General features: G+C 69.9%; 13 protein-coding genes. 4 read left to right on the top strand and 9 right to left on the bottom strand.

Annotated features, from left to right (window positions below):
• Nucleotides 1-47 precede the first annotated feature (47 nt).
• Nucleotides 48-869: a class I SAM-dependent methyltransferase gene (locus ON39_RS08775; RefSeq protein WP_040732826.1), complete on the top strand. Its 822-nt coding sequence runs from the start codon at nucleotides 48-50 to the stop codon at nucleotides 867-869.
• Between the two features lie 26 nt (nucleotides 870-895).
• On the opposite strand, the gene ON39_RS08770 is transcribed toward ON39_RS08775, so the two are convergent.
• The 8 genes from ON39_RS08770 to ON39_RS08735 form a co-directional block, all read right to left on the bottom strand.
• On the bottom strand, nucleotides 896-1,243 hold the full coding sequence (locus tag ON39_RS08770; RefSeq protein WP_040732825.1) for a hypothetical protein: 348 nt from the start codon (nucleotides 1,241-1,243) through the stop codon (nucleotides 896-898).
• 147 nt (nucleotides 1,244-1,390) lie between these two features.
• The gene (locus tag ON39_RS08765) at nucleotides 1,391-2,314 is read right to left on the bottom strand and encodes a UbiA prenyltransferase family protein (RefSeq protein ID WP_040732823.1); all 924 of its coding nucleotides are present in this window, start codon (nucleotides 2,312-2,314) and stop codon (nucleotides 1,391-1,393) included.
• On the bottom strand, nucleotides 2,296-2,904 hold the full coding sequence (locus ON39_RS08760) for a nitroreductase family protein (RefSeq protein ID WP_040732822.1): 609 nt from the start codon (nucleotides 2,902-2,904) through the stop codon (nucleotides 2,296-2,298). The genes ON39_RS08765 and ON39_RS08760 overlap by 19 nt, the downstream gene beginning before the upstream one ends.
• The gene (locus ON39_RS08755) at nucleotides 2,904-3,896 is read right to left on the bottom strand and encodes a ScbA/BarX family gamma-butyrolactone biosynthesis protein (protein WP_040732821.1); all 993 of its coding nucleotides are present in this window, start codon (nucleotides 3,894-3,896) and stop codon (nucleotides 2,904-2,906) included. The genes ON39_RS08760 and ON39_RS08755 overlap by 1 nt, the downstream gene beginning before the upstream one ends.
• Entirely contained in the window at nucleotides 3,893-4,801 is a 909-nt protein-coding gene (locus tag ON39_RS08750; RefSeq protein ID WP_040732820.1) for a nucleoside-diphosphate kinase, read from the bottom strand. Before ON39_RS08750 ends, ON39_RS08755 begins: the two co-directional genes overlap by 4 nt.
• The gene (locus ON39_RS08745) at nucleotides 4,798-6,234 is read right to left on the bottom strand and encodes an SDR family oxidoreductase (RefSeq protein WP_246003056.1); all 1,437 of its coding nucleotides are present in this window, start codon (nucleotides 6,232-6,234) and stop codon (nucleotides 4,798-4,800) included. The genes ON39_RS08750 and ON39_RS08745 overlap by 4 nt, the downstream gene beginning before the upstream one ends.
• Nucleotides 6,231-9,737 carry an AMP-binding protein gene (locus tag ON39_RS08740; protein ID WP_040732834.1) on the bottom strand — a complete coding sequence of 1,169 codons (3,507 nt, stop codon included), beginning with the start codon at nucleotides 9,735-9,737 and terminating at the stop codon, nucleotides 6,231-6,233. The genes ON39_RS08745 and ON39_RS08740 overlap by 4 nt, the downstream gene beginning before the upstream one ends.
• On the bottom strand, nucleotides 9,727-12,423 hold the full coding sequence (locus ON39_RS08735; RefSeq protein ID WP_063713324.1) for a phosphoenolpyruvate synthase: 2,697 nt from the start codon (nucleotides 12,421-12,423) through the stop codon (nucleotides 9,727-9,729). Before ON39_RS08735 ends, ON39_RS08740 begins: the two co-directional genes overlap by 11 nt.
• A 216-nt stretch (nucleotides 12,424-12,639) precedes the next feature.
• Between ON39_RS08735 and ON39_RS08730 the strand changes: the two genes are divergently transcribed.
• From ON39_RS08730 to ON39_RS48565, 3 genes are all read left to right on the top strand, one after another.
• Entirely contained in the window at nucleotides 12,640-13,344 is a 705-nt protein-coding gene (locus ON39_RS08730; protein ID WP_040732832.1) for an ESX secretion-associated protein EspG, read from the top strand.
• Nucleotides 13,345-13,436: 92 nt separating this feature from the next.
• Entirely contained in the window at nucleotides 13,437-13,811 is a 375-nt protein-coding gene (locus tag ON39_RS08725; protein ID WP_040732819.1) for a hypothetical protein, read from the top strand.
• Nucleotides 13,808-15,157, top strand: a complete 1,350-nt coding sequence (locus ON39_RS48565; RefSeq protein ID WP_083894325.1) for a hypothetical protein — start codon at nucleotides 13,808-13,810, stop codon at nucleotides 15,155-15,157. The genes ON39_RS08725 and ON39_RS48565 overlap by 4 nt, the downstream gene beginning before the upstream one ends.
• A gap of 831 nt (nucleotides 15,158-15,988) precedes the next feature.
• On the opposite strand, the gene proB is transcribed toward ON39_RS48565, so the two are convergent.
• Nucleotides 15,989-17,125: a glutamate 5-kinase gene (gene proB, locus ON39_RS08710; protein ID WP_085998134.1), complete on the bottom strand. Its 1,137-nt coding sequence runs from the start codon at nucleotides 17,123-17,125 to the stop codon at nucleotides 15,989-15,991.
• Nucleotides 17,126-17,487 lie beyond the last annotated feature (362 nt).

Below are 17,487 nucleotides of genomic sequence, written 5' to 3'. Positions count from 1 at the left end.
AGCCCGCTCCGGTTGATAGTGGGCAAGTGCCCACTTATAGTGGGCGCATGCCCACTTTACCTTCCGGAGAACCGTCCGTTACCGCGCAACAGTCCCATCAGGCCCGCGATATCGCGGAGTCGTTCGGCGTGGACGCCGAGCGCTACGACCGCTCGCGGCCGCGCTACCCCGAGGCCATGGTGCGGGCGATCCGCGCCGCCAGTCCGGGGCCCGACGTGCTCGACGTCGGCATCGGCACCGGCATCGTCGCGCGGCAGTTCCAGGCGGCGGGCTGCACGGTGCTCGGCGTCGAACCCGACGGGCGCATGGCCGAATTCGCGCGCCGCGCGGGCATCGAGGTAGAGGTGTCTACCTTCGAGACGTGGGATCCCGCGGGCCGGACCTTCGACGCCGTCGTCGCCGGGCAGGCCTGGCACTGGGTGGATCCGGTCGCGGGCGCGGCCAAGGCGGCCGAGGCGCTGCGCCCCGGCGGACAGCTGGCCGTCTTCTGGAACGCGGGTCAGCCGCCGAGCGAGTTGAGCGCGGCATTCGGTGAGCTCTACCGCAGGCTGCTCCCGGACTCGCCCTTCAGCCGGATTCCGGACCCCGCCGCGAAGCCGTACGGGACCATGATCGACAACGCGGCCGACGGCATTCGCCGCTCGGGTGCGTTCGGCGAGCCCGAGGAGCGCGAATTCCGTTGGGAGCAGCGCTATACCCGCGATGAGTGGTTGGAGTTCTCGGCCACCAGCGGCATCGCCACCAGGCTCCCGAAAGAGCTGCTGGACGAGGTGCTGGCGGGGCTGGGCGCCATTATCGACGCGGCGGGCGGCAGTTTCACCGCGCAGTACACGGCCGTGCTGGTGACGGCTACGCGACTCGCGTCCTGACCGAGCACGACGGTCCGCACCATCCGTCAGGAGGACACCGCCGGGGCCACGAACGCGCGTGTGGTGATGCCCATGGTGCTGCTCGTCCAGCAGGAGGCCCGCATCGGCTGGCCGGCCACGGAAGGCGCCGAGCCCACGCCGGGGTATTGACCCAGTATCGGGCCGCCGGGGGTCGAAAGCGCGCTGATGCCAAGGCATTCGACCTCGAGAACGGACGAGCCGTCGCCGTTGTGACAGAGCGCGATGGCGTCGGTCAAACCGCGATCGATGAAGCAAGCCCCCGGGTCGGCCGCCGACTCGGCCGGCCTGACCGCGACGCCGGAGGCGAGCACGACCAGACAGCCGCCTCCGACGATTCGCCGCACGGTACTCACGAAAGTCCCTTCCCCAGCGCAATGGAGCGATCTCTCCGGTATCGGACCGGTCGCCGCATCGAGGTGAAGCGTTCTCGGTCATTCCAGCAGAACCGAGACCCGCTCGCGCCGGGACACGACGGTGAGGAGCCGAGTTCGCCCGGTGCGCTACGGCAAGACCAGCGCTTGGCCGATCAGGGTGAGGTAGAGCGCGAGGATGAACACGACGGCCGGCCCTATCGGGTACTCGGTGCGGTCGCCCCGGACGAACTTCCACGCGCCGATGGCGGGAATCAGCAGCAGCGCAACGACAAGCCAGGCGATGAGCGACACCGAATGGTCCCACGGGCGGACGAGAACGAGATCGACCACCACGGCCGCCGCCGCGCAGAGCAGCGAGGCCGCGGCGCTCCCATTGGGCCCCAAGGCATTCGAGTACAGCAGCTCGTCCGGGCGGCGTTCGCGCGAGGTCTTCCTGGCGAACTCGAACTGGAGGAAGGCCCCCGCGAAGACGGCGGCGACCGCCGCGGCCCGCCAGTGCGCGCGCACCTCGCCGGTGTCGATCGCCGAGACGACGACGTAGCCGGTGACGAGCAGCTGCACCGGATAGGTGACGACGAGATTCACCAGAATGCCGGTCCGCACGGTGTCGAACAGCCGCTCCAGGCCCCACAGCACGAGCCCGTAAGCCATTGCCACAGTGATCATTACGGCGGAGCCCACGGAGAGCGCGAGACTGCCCGCGACGGCCCCGACCGCGATGAGCCCCATCGCCACGCGCAGTTCGACGGCGCTCACCGCGCCGGTCACCAAGGGCCGGTCCGGGTTGTGCACGCGGTCGTACTCGAGATCCTTCTGCTCGTCCACCATCCGCAGATACAGCAGGACGAACGCCACGACAACGATCCGCACCACGGTCGCGCCGGTCGGCCGCCACTCCGAATCCGGCTGCGTCACAAGCGAAGCGGTGCCCTCCAGGCCGAGCACCCACAGCACGCCGTACAGCAGGTAGTGCGGCTTGTACATCACCGCGGTGAAGCGGGCGATCCGCGCCGCGGACGCCAGCGGACGGGTCACGCCCACCGATCCCACAGCGTCACCTCGGCCGCGGGCGCGCGCCGCCCGGGTCCGTCATGGCCGGGCAGCAGGTGCGCGACCGGGACCATGGCCACCTGGGTCACCTCGTCGAACGGGATACCGAGCAGGTCCGCGACCTCGCGCTCGTAGGCCAGATGCGCCGTCGTCAGGCACGATCCGAGCCCGCGCTCGCGCAGCGCGAGCATGAAGTTCCATACCGCCGGATAGATCGACCCGTAGAAGCTCGCCAGCCGCGGCGGCGACGCGGGCTCCGGCAGACGGCCGAGCGAGCAGACGAACACGAGCGCGGGGACCTCCCCCAGGTGCTCCGCGAGATAGCGGCTGGAGGCGAGGTCGCCGAGCTGGTCCGGTCGCGGCGTGCGCCCGGCGAGATTGGCCTCGAAGCCCTTCCGGTAGAACTCAGCGATCCGCTGCTTGGTCTCGTCGTCCTGGACCACCAGGAACCGCCACGGCTGCCGATTGCTGCCGCTCGGCGCCTGCACCGCGATGTCCAAGCACTCCAGCAGATCTCGTCGCTCCACCGGCCGAGTCAGATCCAGACGACGGCGAAACGATCGGGTGGTGGTGAGCAGTTCGATGCCCATCAGTGTTCGGCCTCCGCTTCCTCGGCGTCGAAATCCAGTTCGTCATCGGCGAATTCGAGATCCAGCTCGGCCGCGACGGCGTCGAACTGCCTGATCTCGCAGTGGACCACGGTGCGGTCGGCCTGCTGGCCGGTGATCTCCGCGACGCACTCCGCCGGACGGTCCAACTCCACGAACCGCTCGAAACCGCTGCCGACACACTCCAATCGAGGCGAGCGGTGCAGCACCATGGCCAGCGCGGTCTGCCGGCACGCCTCGATCAGCAGGCTGCCGGGGACGTGGTCGAGCTGATGATCGAACAGGAACGGGTGCCCGAGATCGGGGACCAGCGCGGCGCGGGCGATCGACCCGGACACCTCGGGCGAGGCGATCACGACATTGCGCCAGTTCTCGCGCCCGACCTCGGCCGCCGACGCGCGATCGGCCAGCGCCGACGCACCGCGAAAGGGCCCGAGCCCGACGCTCTTTCGGAACGCGCCGCGCAATCCCGCCCACTGCTGCGGGGTCACCCAGGAGAACGAGCCGTCGACGGTCATCATCGACTCACCGCCGCAGTCGATTTCGAGCACCATGTCCAAGCCCTGCACGGCCTCGCCGCGCAGGTGCCGCCTGGTCACCCGCGCGCGCATCACCAGATCGGCGGGGGCCGGGCCGATTTCCCAGGCCGGGGTGTCCGCGCCGGTGCCGTTGAAGGTGCGCACGATGAACGCCATCTCGGCGGGGACGCCGTAGAACTCGTGGCTGAGCGCGATCGCGGCCTGCCTGGCCGCCTCCATCACCAGCAGCGGATCGTGGCGCAGACCGAGCGAGCCGGCGTGGTCGCCGTAATAGGCGTGCATCCTGGGTAATTGGGCCCCGACCACGAACTGGTGCTCGGCCACGGTGTCCAGAGAGGTGACGAACACCTCCGACACGGCGTACCGGTGCGTCAGTTCGCGCGAGATCGTGCGCAGATGGGTCGCCGTCTTCACCGTTTCCGCGTTCGCTGTCACGGCCTCTCCTCCAGCCAGTCTTTCGCCGACACGGGTCGCAGCGTCTGCGGCTGCGTGCCGACCCGCATCGGAAGTACGTAGGACCCGAGCACGATCACCGACCACGGATCGAGCTCCCGCCCCTCGGCCCACGCGCCGGTCAGCAGGCGGGCGCAGTCGGCGTCCGAGAGCGGATCGAGCTCGGGGGCGGTCGTCTCGAGGTCGCGCAGGATCCGCTGGACCGCGTCGGTGCGGTCGAAGCTGCGCGCGGGAGTCCGCGAGTAAAGATCGCTCGCCAGCGCGAGTGCGTCGGCCGAGCGATCCGCGGCCGCCGTCGCCTCCGCGATCACCTTCGCCCGGCGCGGCTCGTCGAGGTAGACGGCCAGTTCGCGCAGCACGTCGGCGGGATCGTCGGGCGAGTGCACGAGATTCAGCAGATAACTGTGGCGGCCGAGCAGATGGCGTAACTCGCCCGGTTTGCGTTTACGCGGATCGGTCGCGCCCTTGGCCTCGGTAAGACGCACGGGGACAGGCAGTTCCGCGTCGTCGCCGCGCACGACGAGGACGAGCACGTCCGAGATGCCCACCAGCAGATCGGCCAGGCGTCTGCGTTCGGGCGAGGCGATGTTCCAGGCGTAGTACCACAGCGCGCGGGCGAAGTGCCGGTCGACCGCCACCCGAACGGCGGAGACGACCTGAAAGCCGTTGTCCGCCAGCCATTCCAGCGTCGGTTCGACGGATCGAGCGACGATGGCGTCCGGCTTGAGCAGGAGCATGGAGTGTTGCCTGGCGAACTTCGCGGCGTCGACGCCGAGGCGGTCGAGCTGTTCGACGGTCTCGAGCAGATAGGTGTCACCTGCGTAGGCGGCCACCTTCTCTGGCTGCGGCGTCAGTGCGGCCAGCAGCTCGCGCGGCGACGCCGTCACCGCAGCGCCCCGCCGGAGTCGTTGTGCGCCAGCACTTCCTCGATCGAGGGCAGCGGCACGCCTAGGTAGCCGGATTCCAGACAGTAGTCGAGCAGCACGCGCAGATACTCCTTGCCGGTCGAGGGCGCCGGTTTGCCAAGCAGCACTTCGGCGTTCGCGGTGTCGAAGGCCACGCGGCGATCGAAATAGCTGGTGTAGAGGGAGCCGATGCGCCGGTAGTACTCGCGTTCCACGCCGGCCAGGTCGTTCTCGTCGAAGGTCGCCTCGGGGACGAAGGTGGCGACCTCGAACGACGGATACTCGGCGAGCACGTCGGACACCTCGCGCAGCGAGAGCGCGTCGCGCCCGACCGCGTGGAAGGTGCGCTGGTGGGCGGAGTCGAAATCCAGGACCGCCGCGGCGATCACCTCGGCGACGTAGTCGACCGGCGCCAGCGCGAGCGTCGCGTCGTAGCGGCCGGGCAGCGAGCGCAGCTTGCCCTCGACCATCAGCTTCACGACGGTGTAGAGGTTCTTGTACTCGCGGATCACGCCGCTGCCGCGCGCGCCGGTCACGATGCCCGGCCGCACGATCGACCAGCGCAGGCCGTGCCCGCCCGCCGCGCGGACCAGGTGCTCGGCGTGAAACTTGCTCTCCTCGTAGCGGTTTCCGAAGCTTTGGCCCGCGTCGAGCTCGTCCTCGGTGATCACGCCGCCGCGCCTGCCGCACACGTAGGCGGTGCTGACGTACACAAGCTGAACGTCCCACGCCTTGGCCAGCGCCACCGCGTTAGCGGTGCCGCGGACATTGAGCTGGTGGTAGTCGAGCGGGTCGGCGTCGAAGGCGGTGGTGGCCGCGCAGTGCACGATCGTGCCGACGCGCTCGGACAGGTCCGCCGAATCACGCGGGGACAGGCCGAATCCCGGCATCCTGATGTCGCCGGCGACCGGGCTGCCCGCGCCGAGGGCGGTTCCGTCGTTGCGGACGATGCGCGCGTTGTTGTGCAGCACGGCGGCGACCGGGTAGCTCGCCGCGGCCAGCCGCGCGACCACCTCTGCGCCCACCAGTCCGCTGGCGCCGGTGACGAGAACCGTGTCGCGCCTGCCCATTCCGTCGTCGTGCTGCCGCTCGGCGCCGACATGGCCCAGTAATCGGCTGCTGTCCTTGCTCACCCGCGGCGCGTGCTCCTCGGCGGAGCCCGCGGCGAGTCCGGCCGTGACCAGTGCGATGACATCGCCGACCCGGCGCACCCCGACCAACCGCTCCGGCCGGTGGCGCGGCAGGTCGAACGCGCGCTCGAGCACGACGGTCAGCTCCATCAACCGCAGCGACTCGAAACCCAGGTCCTCGATCAGCCTTTGGTCATCGGTGGCTCGGACGTACGGGTCCGGGGCCATCGCGTGGACCAGGCCGCGCACCCGCTCGGCGACCGCGGCGTCGGCGACGGCTGTCATCGCACCGTTCCTTCCCCGCGTAGGTGCGGCTGTTGCCCGCCGGAGGCCAGGAGATCCCGGGCCTCGTCCAGCGGGAGGTCGGTGTCGAGATAGCCCGCGATGCGCAGCCAGTCGTAGCCGATGTCCAGAGTGCGCCGCCACTGCTCGCGCGAGTCGAACGAGGCAGGGAACGGCGTGGCCGCCCGGTCCGCGGCGACCGAACGCACCAGCGTGACGAAGTCGTCGAGCACGGCGAGTCCGGCGTCGCCGGTCACCGGCTCCGAGAAGCGCACGCGCCGAGTCGTTTCCAGGGCAGCGAGCAGGTCGTCGCGGCGCCGGGCGTGCGGCGGCAGGAGGCGGCGCAGGGTGGACGGCGGTGCGACGTCGGCGGGCAGCGGGTGAATGCCGAAGGCGGACAGCAACACCCGCACGGCCATGGCGATCATCCGGTGAGCCGCGATGTCGGCGACGGCGCCCTGGTAGTTCGCCAGAGCGCCCTTCAGGTCCTCACGGGCGTTCTCCAGCACGATGTTCGACCACACCAGGTTCATGCCGCACTCGGTGAAGCGGCGCGCGGGCAGCGGCGAGAGCGTCGCGATCGCGTCCGCGCGCGCGGCGCCGTTCACGCCGAGCGCGGGGGCGACCGCGGCGGGCACCGGGGTGTACGGGCGCAACGGCTTGCACATGGCGAGGGCGGGAGTGAGGAGTTCGCCACGGCGCCACTGCAATCCGACGAGGCCGAGGCGCAGGAACTCGGCCAGCTCGGCGGTGTGGTCCTGCGGTGCGCGGGCCAGCACGGCGGACAGCGAGTGACGGAACACCACCGAGCGCCAGGCGCGGGCGGCGCTGTCCGAGAGCACGAAAACCTCGCTGTCACCGCGCAGGACGTGCACGCGCTCGCCGATGTTCCAGGTGGTGACGAGCGGCACCCGCGCGAACAGGATCTGGTCGGGATCGTCGACGATGTCGACGCCGAGGTCGGTGGCGAGTGCTATGAGCTGTCGCCAGGTCGTCTGTTCCGACAGCGCCCGCGCCGTCGCGTCGGGGAGGATGTCGCCGTAGGTGCGGTCGGTGTCGTCACCGGCCCAGGCGCCGGGGTCCGCGAGTTCCCGGTAGCGGTCGATGATCTCGTCGGCGCCGAGCCGATCCAACTGCCGCGGCAGCCATTTGGTTTCCAGGTAGCTCTCGCCGCGGCGCGCCGCCCAGCCCTTGACGGCCTGCAGCAAGCCGTTGCGGGCCCAATCGATCGCCTCTGCACGGGCTTTCAGGGTGCGCAGCGCGATGGCGTATCGCAGGGCCTGCTGGGCGCGGGCGGTCCACCAGTCCGCGATCAGCGTCTTGAACGTGGAATGCGGTAGGAGCGCGCGTAATTCGGACACATCCGGTGTGCCGGGCCGTACCACCGTGGCCCGCAGGAATCGCTGGCACCGGTTCAGCAGATCCTCATCGAGTTCGGTCACGGTCGCGGCATCGGCGACCTGTAGGAGCTGGCGCCGGAGTTGTGATTCGGACCGGGTGCGCACTTCGACCCGGCGGCCGTCTATGAACAGCACCGTCGGCAGCGTCGGTAGCTCCTCGTCCCCGGGGGCCAGCACCAGGAAGTCCACGTCGGACCCGTCATTGCCGAAGCCCTCGGCCAGTGAGCCCTCGAACAACACGGTCGAATCCGCTGGCACTGCAACGCTTTCCAGCGCGGCGTCGAGCAGCCCACGCACTCGCTCGGCGGCCAGCGCAGGCACGGGCATCGCTTCCTCGGCGTCTCGGAACGCCGGAGCCTCGGCTCGATTGCTGCCCTCGGCGGACCGGCCGGGCGGCTCCATATCGCTGGGCGGGCCATCGGCATCGTGCACCACGGCGTCCGCCAGGGCTCCGCTACGGAGCTGTTCCCACATGTGCCGCCGCCGCGGCTTACCGCTCGACGTGCGGCGGATGATCCCGCGAGGACCGGTGACGATGGTGACGGTCTGCCCGGCGCCCACCTCGCTGTGAATGATCTTGCGCGCCTCGGCGATCCAGTCGCCCGGCTTTGCCTCGGCGAACAGCGCGATGCCGCGCTCGCCGGGCTCGGTGATCGCGACGGCGGCGAGCTTGCCCTTGGTGATCCCGGTCTCCTGGGCGACGCGCGACTCGATGTCCTCCATGAACACCGAGCGCCCGCGCACCTTCAGGCTCGACCCCATCCGGCCGAGCACGAAAACCTCACCGCGGTGCAGGAATCCGGCGTCGCCGGAGTACAGCGCGCCGTCCACGATCCTGGTCGACGCGTCCTCGGCCTCGTCGGAGTAGCCGAGCGCCACCGAGTCGCCGACCACCACCATCTCGCCGAGCGTACCGTCGGGCAGCCGACGCCCCTGCGAGTCCATCACCGTCACAGTCGATTCGGGCGTCGAGTAGCCGAGCCCGGTGATCCAGCCCGCGCCGTCGACGCGGTGGGTGTCGTCGAGCTGTTCCCGTTCGAGGATGGTGACGGGCTCGCCGAGGCGCAGGGTGGAGGTGTCGATGCGCAGGGCGGTGATCGGGCGGTGCCGGGCCGAGGAGGTAACCATCAGCGTCGCCTCCGCCAAGCCGTAGGCCAGCGTGTAGGCGTTCATCGAAAAGCCAAGGGGGCCGGTGAGTTCGGCGAACGACTGGAGGTCGGCCACCTCGACCGGCTCGGAGCCGACGGCGAGCGTGCGCCAGCCGGACAGATCGAGGTCGGCGATCTCCTCGCGCGAAACCCGGTGCGCCACATAGCCGAGCGCGAACGACGGCGACGGCGAGTGCTGGGCGCGGGCCATCGCGCGCAGCCAGCGGGCGGGGTCGCGGACGAACTGGTCGGGGCGCATCAGGTACAGGTCGCCCTGGTTGGTGACGGTGGTGAGGAACGCGCCCACCAGCCCCATATCGTGGTAGAGCGGCAGCCAGGACACCATCGAGTCGCCGTGGCGCCACTGCACGAGCGCGGAGATCATCGCGATGTTGTTGGCCAGGTTGTGCCAGCTCACCCGCACGCCGCGCGGGGCGGCGGTGGAGCCGGAGGTGAACTGCAGCAGCGCGCACTCGTCGGGCGCGCCGAACTCGCGCTCTTCCGGCGGGCACGGGCGCAGCGTCGACGCGTCGATGACCAGCGGCTCGTCGGTGCGTCCGGCCGCCGTCGCCGCCTGCCGCACGAACTGTTCGAACTCGGTGGAGGTGACCACCAGCCGCGGCTCCGCGCGTACCAGGATCGCGGCGATATGGGCGATGATCTGGTCGAGGTCGCCGAACATCGGCGGGGCGACCGGCGTGAACACCCCGCCGCAGGCCCACACCGCGTAGAACGCCGCGACACAGGGGAACCCGGTCGGCATGATCACGCAGGCGCCGTCGCCGCTCGACATTCCGTGCTCGCGCATGAGCGCGGCGATCGACCAGGTCTGCTCGGCCAGGTCGGCGTAGCTTCGGTAGTCCCAGCCGTCGGCCTCGTCCGCTAGGTGGATCCCGGCCTGCCCGGCCGGGTCGGCTAGCCAATCCCGGACGGCCGCAACGTCTTTGTCATGCTCCATCGCGGTCATCTCCTTCGGCCAGCACGGTAACGGTTCCGTTCGTGCCATCGACACGGATGCGCATACCGGTCCGCACCCGCTTGGTCACGTCCTTGACCTGGACGACCGTCGGCACCCCGAGTTCCCGCGCCACGATCGCGACGTGGGTGAGCGGGCTGCCGCGCTCGATGACCAGCGCCGACGCCGAGGGCAGCGCGGCCACCCAGCCCGGGTCGGTCCGATACGCCACCAGAATGCCACCCGCGACGTCGCGCGGCTCGTCGACGACGACCGCGCCGCCCTCGACGAGGCCCGCGGCCGACGGTGTGCCCGCAAGCACCGTGCCCGCCTCGGCCGCGGGGGTGTCGGTGATCGGCACCCACCCCTGGGCCGCCAGCTCGGCTCGGCCGAACGTCGACCCGGTGGTGACGAACCTGGCCGGGGCGACGAGCCCGGCGTCCTTGGCGCGCTGCGCCTTTCGCGCGCCGACGAGCTCGCGCAGATCGGCGGGGCCCGCGTCGTCATAGCAGGCCCGCAGTTCCTGCACGGTGAGGTAGAACACGTCGGAGAACTCGTCGATGACACCGCGCTCGGCCAGGTCGCGACCCATCACCCGGATCATCCGCTTGACCATGCCGAAGGCCCGGGTCCGGCAGAAGCGCAGGCGCTCGCGGTGCGCGGCGCAGCGAGAAACCTTGCCGCGCAGTCGTTCATAGACGCGACGCCGCAGTCCGCGCAGGTGCGCGTCGAGGTACTGCTCGGCCTCGTCGCGGTGACCGAGCGGCGCGTCCGGCAGCGCGCTGCGCAGCATGACGAACAGGCTCGCCGGATCCTCGCGCAGATCAGGCGTTTCCAGCTTCAGCTCGTCCAGGCTTCGATAGCCGTAGCGATCGATGTAGGCGTCGACCCGGTCGCGGAAGTCCGGCCGGTCCGCCAGCGCGGGGTAAACGCGTTCCGGCGCGGTCGAATTCACCAGCGCGGTCAGCTCGGGGTCGGCGCGTACCGCGTCGGCGAGGGCCTTCATGGCGCGGGCGGGCTCGGCGGACTCGACGTCGGCACCCGGCCCGATCACCGCGTACAGGAACCACTCCGGCGCCTTCGGCAGCAGCAGCTTGGTCAGCAGGAACATCGAACCCGTGCAGGTCAGCAGGATCGCGTCGAGCACCATGAGCGGGCCCCAGCGGTCGACTAGGTCGCGATCCACTCTCCGGTATGCCGCATAAGCTTCCGGCCCGGAGAGTGCGGTGTAGTCGATGGCGTCGTACTCGTCGTAGACGCGGTAGAAGTCGGTCATGAACTGCTCGACGATGGCGTCGATGCCGAACAGCCGCCGCAGGTAGGTCACCGTGGTCACCGCGCGCGAACGCAGTCGGCGCAGCGGGTTGTCGAAGGTGAACGGGCGCAACGTCTTCGCGATGTCGTCCGGCAGCGGCTCGTCCACGCCGAGCGCGGCCTCGAGCACCTTGCGGTTCAACGGATATCCCGGCGCGATGCCGACCATGCGATACCAGTGCAGCAGGTTGTAGTAGACGCGGCCGTGAAAGTAGCCGAGCAGCACCGGAGTCCAGCGCTCGGTCTGCCGCAGCTGTGCGGCGGGCACCCGGAGGGACTTCGCGTAGCCGTGATACACGCGGCCGTAGATGTCGGCGGCCGTGGTGTAGGTGAGCGGGGAGGTGAGGCCGTTGAAGCTCTCGATGATGTTGGAGTTGTCCCAGATTCGCTGTTCGCCGTCGGGCACGACCTCGCCCGCGCCGCGCAGCACCGCGTCGGATCGGGCGCCGAGCGTGGTGGTGATCGGGCGCGACTGGAGGAACCAGAGTCCGTCCTCGTCGATCGCCCACTCCACGTCCTGCGGGGCGTCGAACTCGGCCTCGAGCTTGCGGCCGAGTTCGACGATCTCCGCGATCTCGGCGTCGGTGAGCGCGGGCAGTTCGCGGTGCGACGCGTCGATCTCGCTGATCGTGTAACCCTGGTCCCCGCCGGGCACGTACGACCGATCCTTGTCTCCCACCACGGTTTCCAGCACTGCCCCGGAGGACTTGTCGACCACCACCGAGTCGGCGTCCAGCGCGCCCGACACCAGGCCCTCGCCGAGCCCGTAGACCGCGCTGACGACCAGTTCGTCGCGCGCGCCGCTGATCGGGTTCGCCGTGAACAGCACGCCGCTGGCCCGCGGCGCGATCAACCGTTGCAGCACAACGGCGACCGCGCCCGTTCTCGGCTGTCCGTGGGTGAACGCGTAGCGCAGCGATCGCTCCGAGAACGCCGACGCCCAGCAGTCGCGCACCCGGTCGAGCACCGCGTCGACGCCGTTGACGTTCAGGAAGGAGTCGAACTGGCCCGCGTAGGAATGCTCGGGCCCGTCCTCGGCGACCACCGAGGAGCGCACGGCGACCGAACCGCCCAGGCGGGCATAGGCGTCGGCGATCAACTCGCGGACCTCGGGAGGCAGCGGCGTCGCGAGGATCTCGTCGCGCAGCGCGGCGGCGGCCAGGAGTGTCTCATCGAGGACAGCCGATGTTGTGACCTCGGTCACCTCGCGCAGGAGATCGGTCTCCGCGGTGAACCGCGCGAAGACGTCGGTGCCGAGCACGGTCCAGTCCGGCACTCGAAAACCGCTCTGCCCCAACCGGTACAGCCCGCGCGCTTTGCCGCCGCCCACCGCGGCGATCGTCGCGATATCGGTCCACGGTCCAAGCACCTGCACGGCACGCTCCCCTCATCCCCGGATCATCGTGCCGAAGCACCACGCACCGGCTGACCCGGGCCGCGCAAAACAACGGGGTTGTTTGGATATATCCGAGAATTCACCGCAGTGTTAGCCCACAATATTAGGTGCCCGGTGCGGCAACCGCCCCCGCGCGCGACGACCGTTAAGCTACGAGGCAGTTTCGGTGTGTGCGGTGAGGATGTGATTCGGGCGGTGAGTTGGACCTTCACTCCGGACGAGTTCGCCCACCTCTGGCGCGAGACCGACCTCGATCGGCATCCGTATCCGTTGCGGATCCTGGAGACCCCGCGCACCGAGGACGAGGCCGACCGCCTGCGCGCCACGCTGGACGAACGGCTGCCGCTGCGCGCCGACCCCGATCTCAGTGCCTGCCTGCGCATTCTGGCCGCCCCGCACACCAGGATCGTGGCGATCGGCGGCCTGCACACGCCGGGCAGCGAGATCAGACTGCTCGCCGCGGCCATCTTCGACCGAGCCGTGCTCGCTGTGCAGGAGCCGGGCTCGACCCCGGATTTCGGTGGGCGCGTTCGCCTCACCATCGGACACAGCGGCAAACTCGGCGCCCGGATCGCGAGCCTGCTGCCCGCCGCGCCGCCCGGCCACGAACCGGCACGCGTCGCGCCGACGGCGGCCGTGCGCGACGAGGAGACGGTCGTCGCGCAGCAGCCGCTCGCGCCGCGCATTCGCAGACTGCTGCTCAAACCGCACAGCGCCGAAGGGCACATCCGGATCGAATCCGCGCTCGACCAGCCCGTGCGGGCGCCGGCGATCCACTACACCTGGTTCGACGTCAAGGGCGACGGACGTTACCTCCTCAGGGCGGGCAAGGAAGTTCACATCACCCCCGCCTCCGCCGAACAGATCGGCGCACAACTGCAAAAACGCATTCAGCCATGAGCCACCGTGCCGATGCCGACCGATAACCACTGCTCCCTGTCGGCGCGGCCACGGGCTAGTCTGAGGCTGACCGACCATCTCAGGGGTGTGCGATGACGATCGAGACCAGCCGAGCCGATATCGTCCGGTTCAAGCAAGCGGCCCAGGCAGGCACCGTCCAGTTCGATCCGGCCGCGGCGCGGCGCTGCGCCGAGATGTACGACCAGCAGGCCGAGCGCCTGATCCACCTGCAACAACGCCTCGAAACCGTCTCGGAGCTCGGCGGATTCGGCGGATTCGTGTCGGCGCAGCAGTTACAGGCTGGGTTCGGTCACAAAGCCAGGGATGCCGCCACGTTGCTAGATCACTACATCGAGGCCGCCTACCGGATGAAAGAGGCCTTCTTGATCAGCGGCGGATTACTCGAGGAAGCCGACGCCGCCAACGCCGCCGCCCTGCGCGCCGTCGCGACGAGGCTGCCGCGATGACCGGCACCGATCCCGACTACATCAGCTCGATGGAGCATTTCGAGTCGATGCGGCACGAGGAGATCTACGCCAAGACCCAGCAGATCGACGCCGCCGAGATCCTGCGCGCCTCCGTCGCGTGGCTGGAGGCTGCGGGCACGATCAGCACCTCCTTCCCGCTCACCCGGGGCAGCGTGGACCGGGTCATGGACTCCGCGGAGTGGAAAGGCGCCGCGGCCGACGCCGCCTACGCCAGCATCCAGAGTTTCGCGGCCTCGGCCGACGAGCTCGCCGCGGTCATGGGCCAGGTCGGCGCCCGGCTGGGCGGCGTCGCCGCGGCCGCCGAGGCGGTGAAGATCGCCGTCGCGCCGCCCGGTTCGTCCGGGCCGATCGGCGCCGTGGCCCGACTACTCGAGGCCGCGCACGTCATCGACGCCAAGATGGCCGAGGAGGCGCTGCGGCAAGAGGCCGTGCTGGCGATGAACATGGTGTACAAGCCGGCCTACGGAATGGCGGGCAAGGCCGTTCCCGCGCTGCCCGCGCCGCCCGAGTCGCCCACCGCCATCAAGCCGAGCACCGTTGTCCCGCAACAACATCGATCGGCCCCGCAGAGCGAGCCGGAGTACCCGCCGGCGCCGAGCCAGCCGGAGGGCCGAGCCCCCGCCCAGCCGAGCCCGACCCAGCCGAACGGTCATCCGCCGGCCCCCTCGGTGCCGGAATCCCAAGCGCCGCCGAGCACTACGACGCCGCCGCGCCCGGTTCCGGATCCGCAGCCGACCGCTCCGCCGACTCAGTCCGCTCCGCCGGCGACACCATCGGCACCGCCGACAACCCATCAAGCCCCACCGGCTCCGGCCAGCCCTGAGCCGTCCGCCCAACAAGCGCCACCGCCCGCATCGCCGAGCCCCGAGCCGTCGCCTCAACAGGCGCCCCCGCCCGCATCGCCGAGCCACGAACCGTCGCCTCAACAAGTGCCACCACCCGCATCCCCGAGCCACGAGCCGTCGGCTCAACAGGCGCCCCCGCCGGTACCGCCGACAACACAGCAAGCACCGCCACCCGCGCCACCGAGTAGTGAGCCGCCACCCCAACAGGCGCCGCCCTCCCCGCAACCGGCACCTGAACCCCAACAGGCACCACCACCCCCCACCGAGCAGGCACCACCCCCGCCACCTCCAACTCAGCAGGCACCACCCCCGCCACCGCCGGCCGAACATGCACCCCCACCGCCTCCTCCCGGCCCAGCACAACCCCCTGCCCCCCTCCCAGACCCAGGCGGCCAACCAGGCGTAACGGGCCCAATCCCCCCGGAAGACCAGCAACAACCACCGTCCACCACAAACCAACCAGGAGTCGTCCCCCCATAACCGAAGCCGCAAGTGCGCCAAACCCTTTGGCGCACTCGCAACGCTGACCATAGATAGCGCGCCCCACCCCCACTCCCCACAGCGTGCCCCGTCAAAGCATGGCAACACCGAGACCCTCGAAGACCAGCAGAGTCATATGGTCGCCCTTCAAGATCGGCCAGCCACCATATGACTCTGCCCGCTGCCCTCCACGCGCCCCAGACCTCACACAGGCACGCCCTGCTCGCCCCAGCGTGCCCACTGCCGCTGGCTGACACCGAGAGCGTCAACAAGATCAGCAGAGCCCAATGGTCGCTCCCCAAGATTGTTTCGCCGCCATATGACTCTGCTCGCCGGCACCCAGGCACGCCCTACTCGCCCCAGCGTGCCCACCGCCGCTGAGGTGCTACCGAGAGCATCGACAAGATCAGCAGAGTCAAATGGTCGCTCCCCAAGATCGGCCAGCCATCATATGACTCTGCTCGGTGCACATCCACGCGCCGCAGAGCTCACGCAGGCCAGCCCCGCTACACCCAGCGTGCCACTGCCACTGGGCGACACCGAGAGCATCAACAAGATCATCAGAGTCGAATGGCTGCTTCCCAATATCGTTTAGCCGCCATATGACTCTGCTCGATGGTTGTGCGAGTGCTGCCGCGCGTGCAACAGGGCCGTGCCGAGTGGGCAGTTTGATCAATGCACACCAGCCTGTCTGCGACCGTGCACAGGGGAACTCACAGTGCTCGCATACCGTTCACAAGGGCTGGACGCCCTGTGAAAGGTGTGGAAGCGCTGTGGGAACCACGGTGGACCTGCTCGACGCGCATGGCTGGAGGCTGCGCTGGGGGGCGGTTAGACCTTTACTAGATCGTCGGCGTGGATTACCGGGCGTTGCATGGTGTCTGGGAGTTCGGCGGTGGAGTGGCCGAGCATGGTGGTCAGTTCGGTGCTGTCGTAGGCGACTACGCCTCGGGCTATGGTGCGGGTGTCGGGGGCTATCAGGTCTACTACGTCGCCGCCGTAGAAGCGGCCGCGGAGGGCGGTGATGCCGGCGGCCAGGAGGGAGCGGCGGTTCTCGACGGCGCGGGCGGCGCCTTCGTCGACGAGCAGGGCGCCGCGACTGTCGGCGGCGTGGCGGACCCAGAACTTGCGGGCGGACAGGCGAATCGAGCGCGCGGCGAAGGCGGTGCCGACCTTGCCGCCGGAGAGAGCCTCGTCGGCGGCGGTGGCCGCGGCGAGCAGGACGGGGACGCCGGCGTCGGCGGCGAGGCGCGCGGCGGACAGCTTGGAGGCCATGCCGCCGGTGCCCAATGCGCCACCGCTGCCTGCGATCACGCCGTCGAGGTCGGCGCTGCTGCGCACCTCGGGGATGAAATTCGCGGCGCCCTTGCGCGGGTCGCCGTCGTAGAGGCCCTCGACGTCGGAGAGCAGCACCAGCGCGTCGGCGCCGACCAGGTGGGCGACGAGCGCGGCGAGCCGATCGTTGTCGCCGAAGCGGATCTCTTCGGTTGCGACGGTGTCGTTCTCGTTCACAACGGCGATCGCGCCGAGCGAGCGCAGCCGGTCCAGCGTGCGCTGCGCGTTGCGGTGGTGCTCGCGGCGCGCGAAATCGTCGGCGCTCAACAGGACTTGGCCGACCGTGCGGTTGTATCGCCCGAACGAGGTGCCCCACGCGTGCGCGAGCGCCAGCTGCCCGACGCTGGCGGCGGCCTGCTTGGTGGCGAGGTCGCGGGGTCGGCTGCTCAGGCCGAGCGGCGCGATGCCCGCGCCGATCGCGCCCGAAGACACCACCACCACATCGGATCCCGCGCGCATCCGCGCCTCGACGGCGTCGGCGAGCCGGTCCAGTCGTGCGGTGTCGAGCCCGCCCTTCAGGCTGGTCAACGCCGACGACCCGATCTTCACCACAACCCGCCGCGCCGACGCGATCGCCAGCCTGGCCTCACTCAGCCCCGAATCAGCCTCGGTAGCATCCGAACTCACCGTCATCGCACTCGAACTCCTTGCGCAGCAATAGAACTCGCCGAAACTGATCTCACCGACCTCATCACACCCAGCTCAACCCTGCTAGGGTCGCGCCGCAGCCGCCATGCGACCACGGTCCAAACCCTGTCCGGAACTCCGCGCCGCCGAATTTTCGGCCACCCCCGGACGCGACCCTGTGCGCCCTGAGCCGAGTCGCCACAACGACCATGCGCCCCACCGGAACTCCGCACCGCCGATACCTCGCCCGCCCCCCGACGCGACCCTGTGCGCCCTGAGCCGAGTCGCCACAACGACCATGCGCCCCACCGGAACTCCGCACCGCCGATACCTCGCCGCCCCCGACGCAACCCCTGTGCGCCCTGCGC

It is taken from the genome of Nocardia tenerifensis NBRC 101015, from assembly GCF_000308715.1.
Classification (GTDB): domain Bacteria; phylum Actinomycetota; class Actinomycetes; order Mycobacteriales; family Mycobacteriaceae; genus Nocardia; species Nocardia tenerifensis.
The sequence above is the reverse complement of the archived record's forward strand: the minus strand, read 5'-3'. Positions and strand labels throughout refer to the sequence as shown.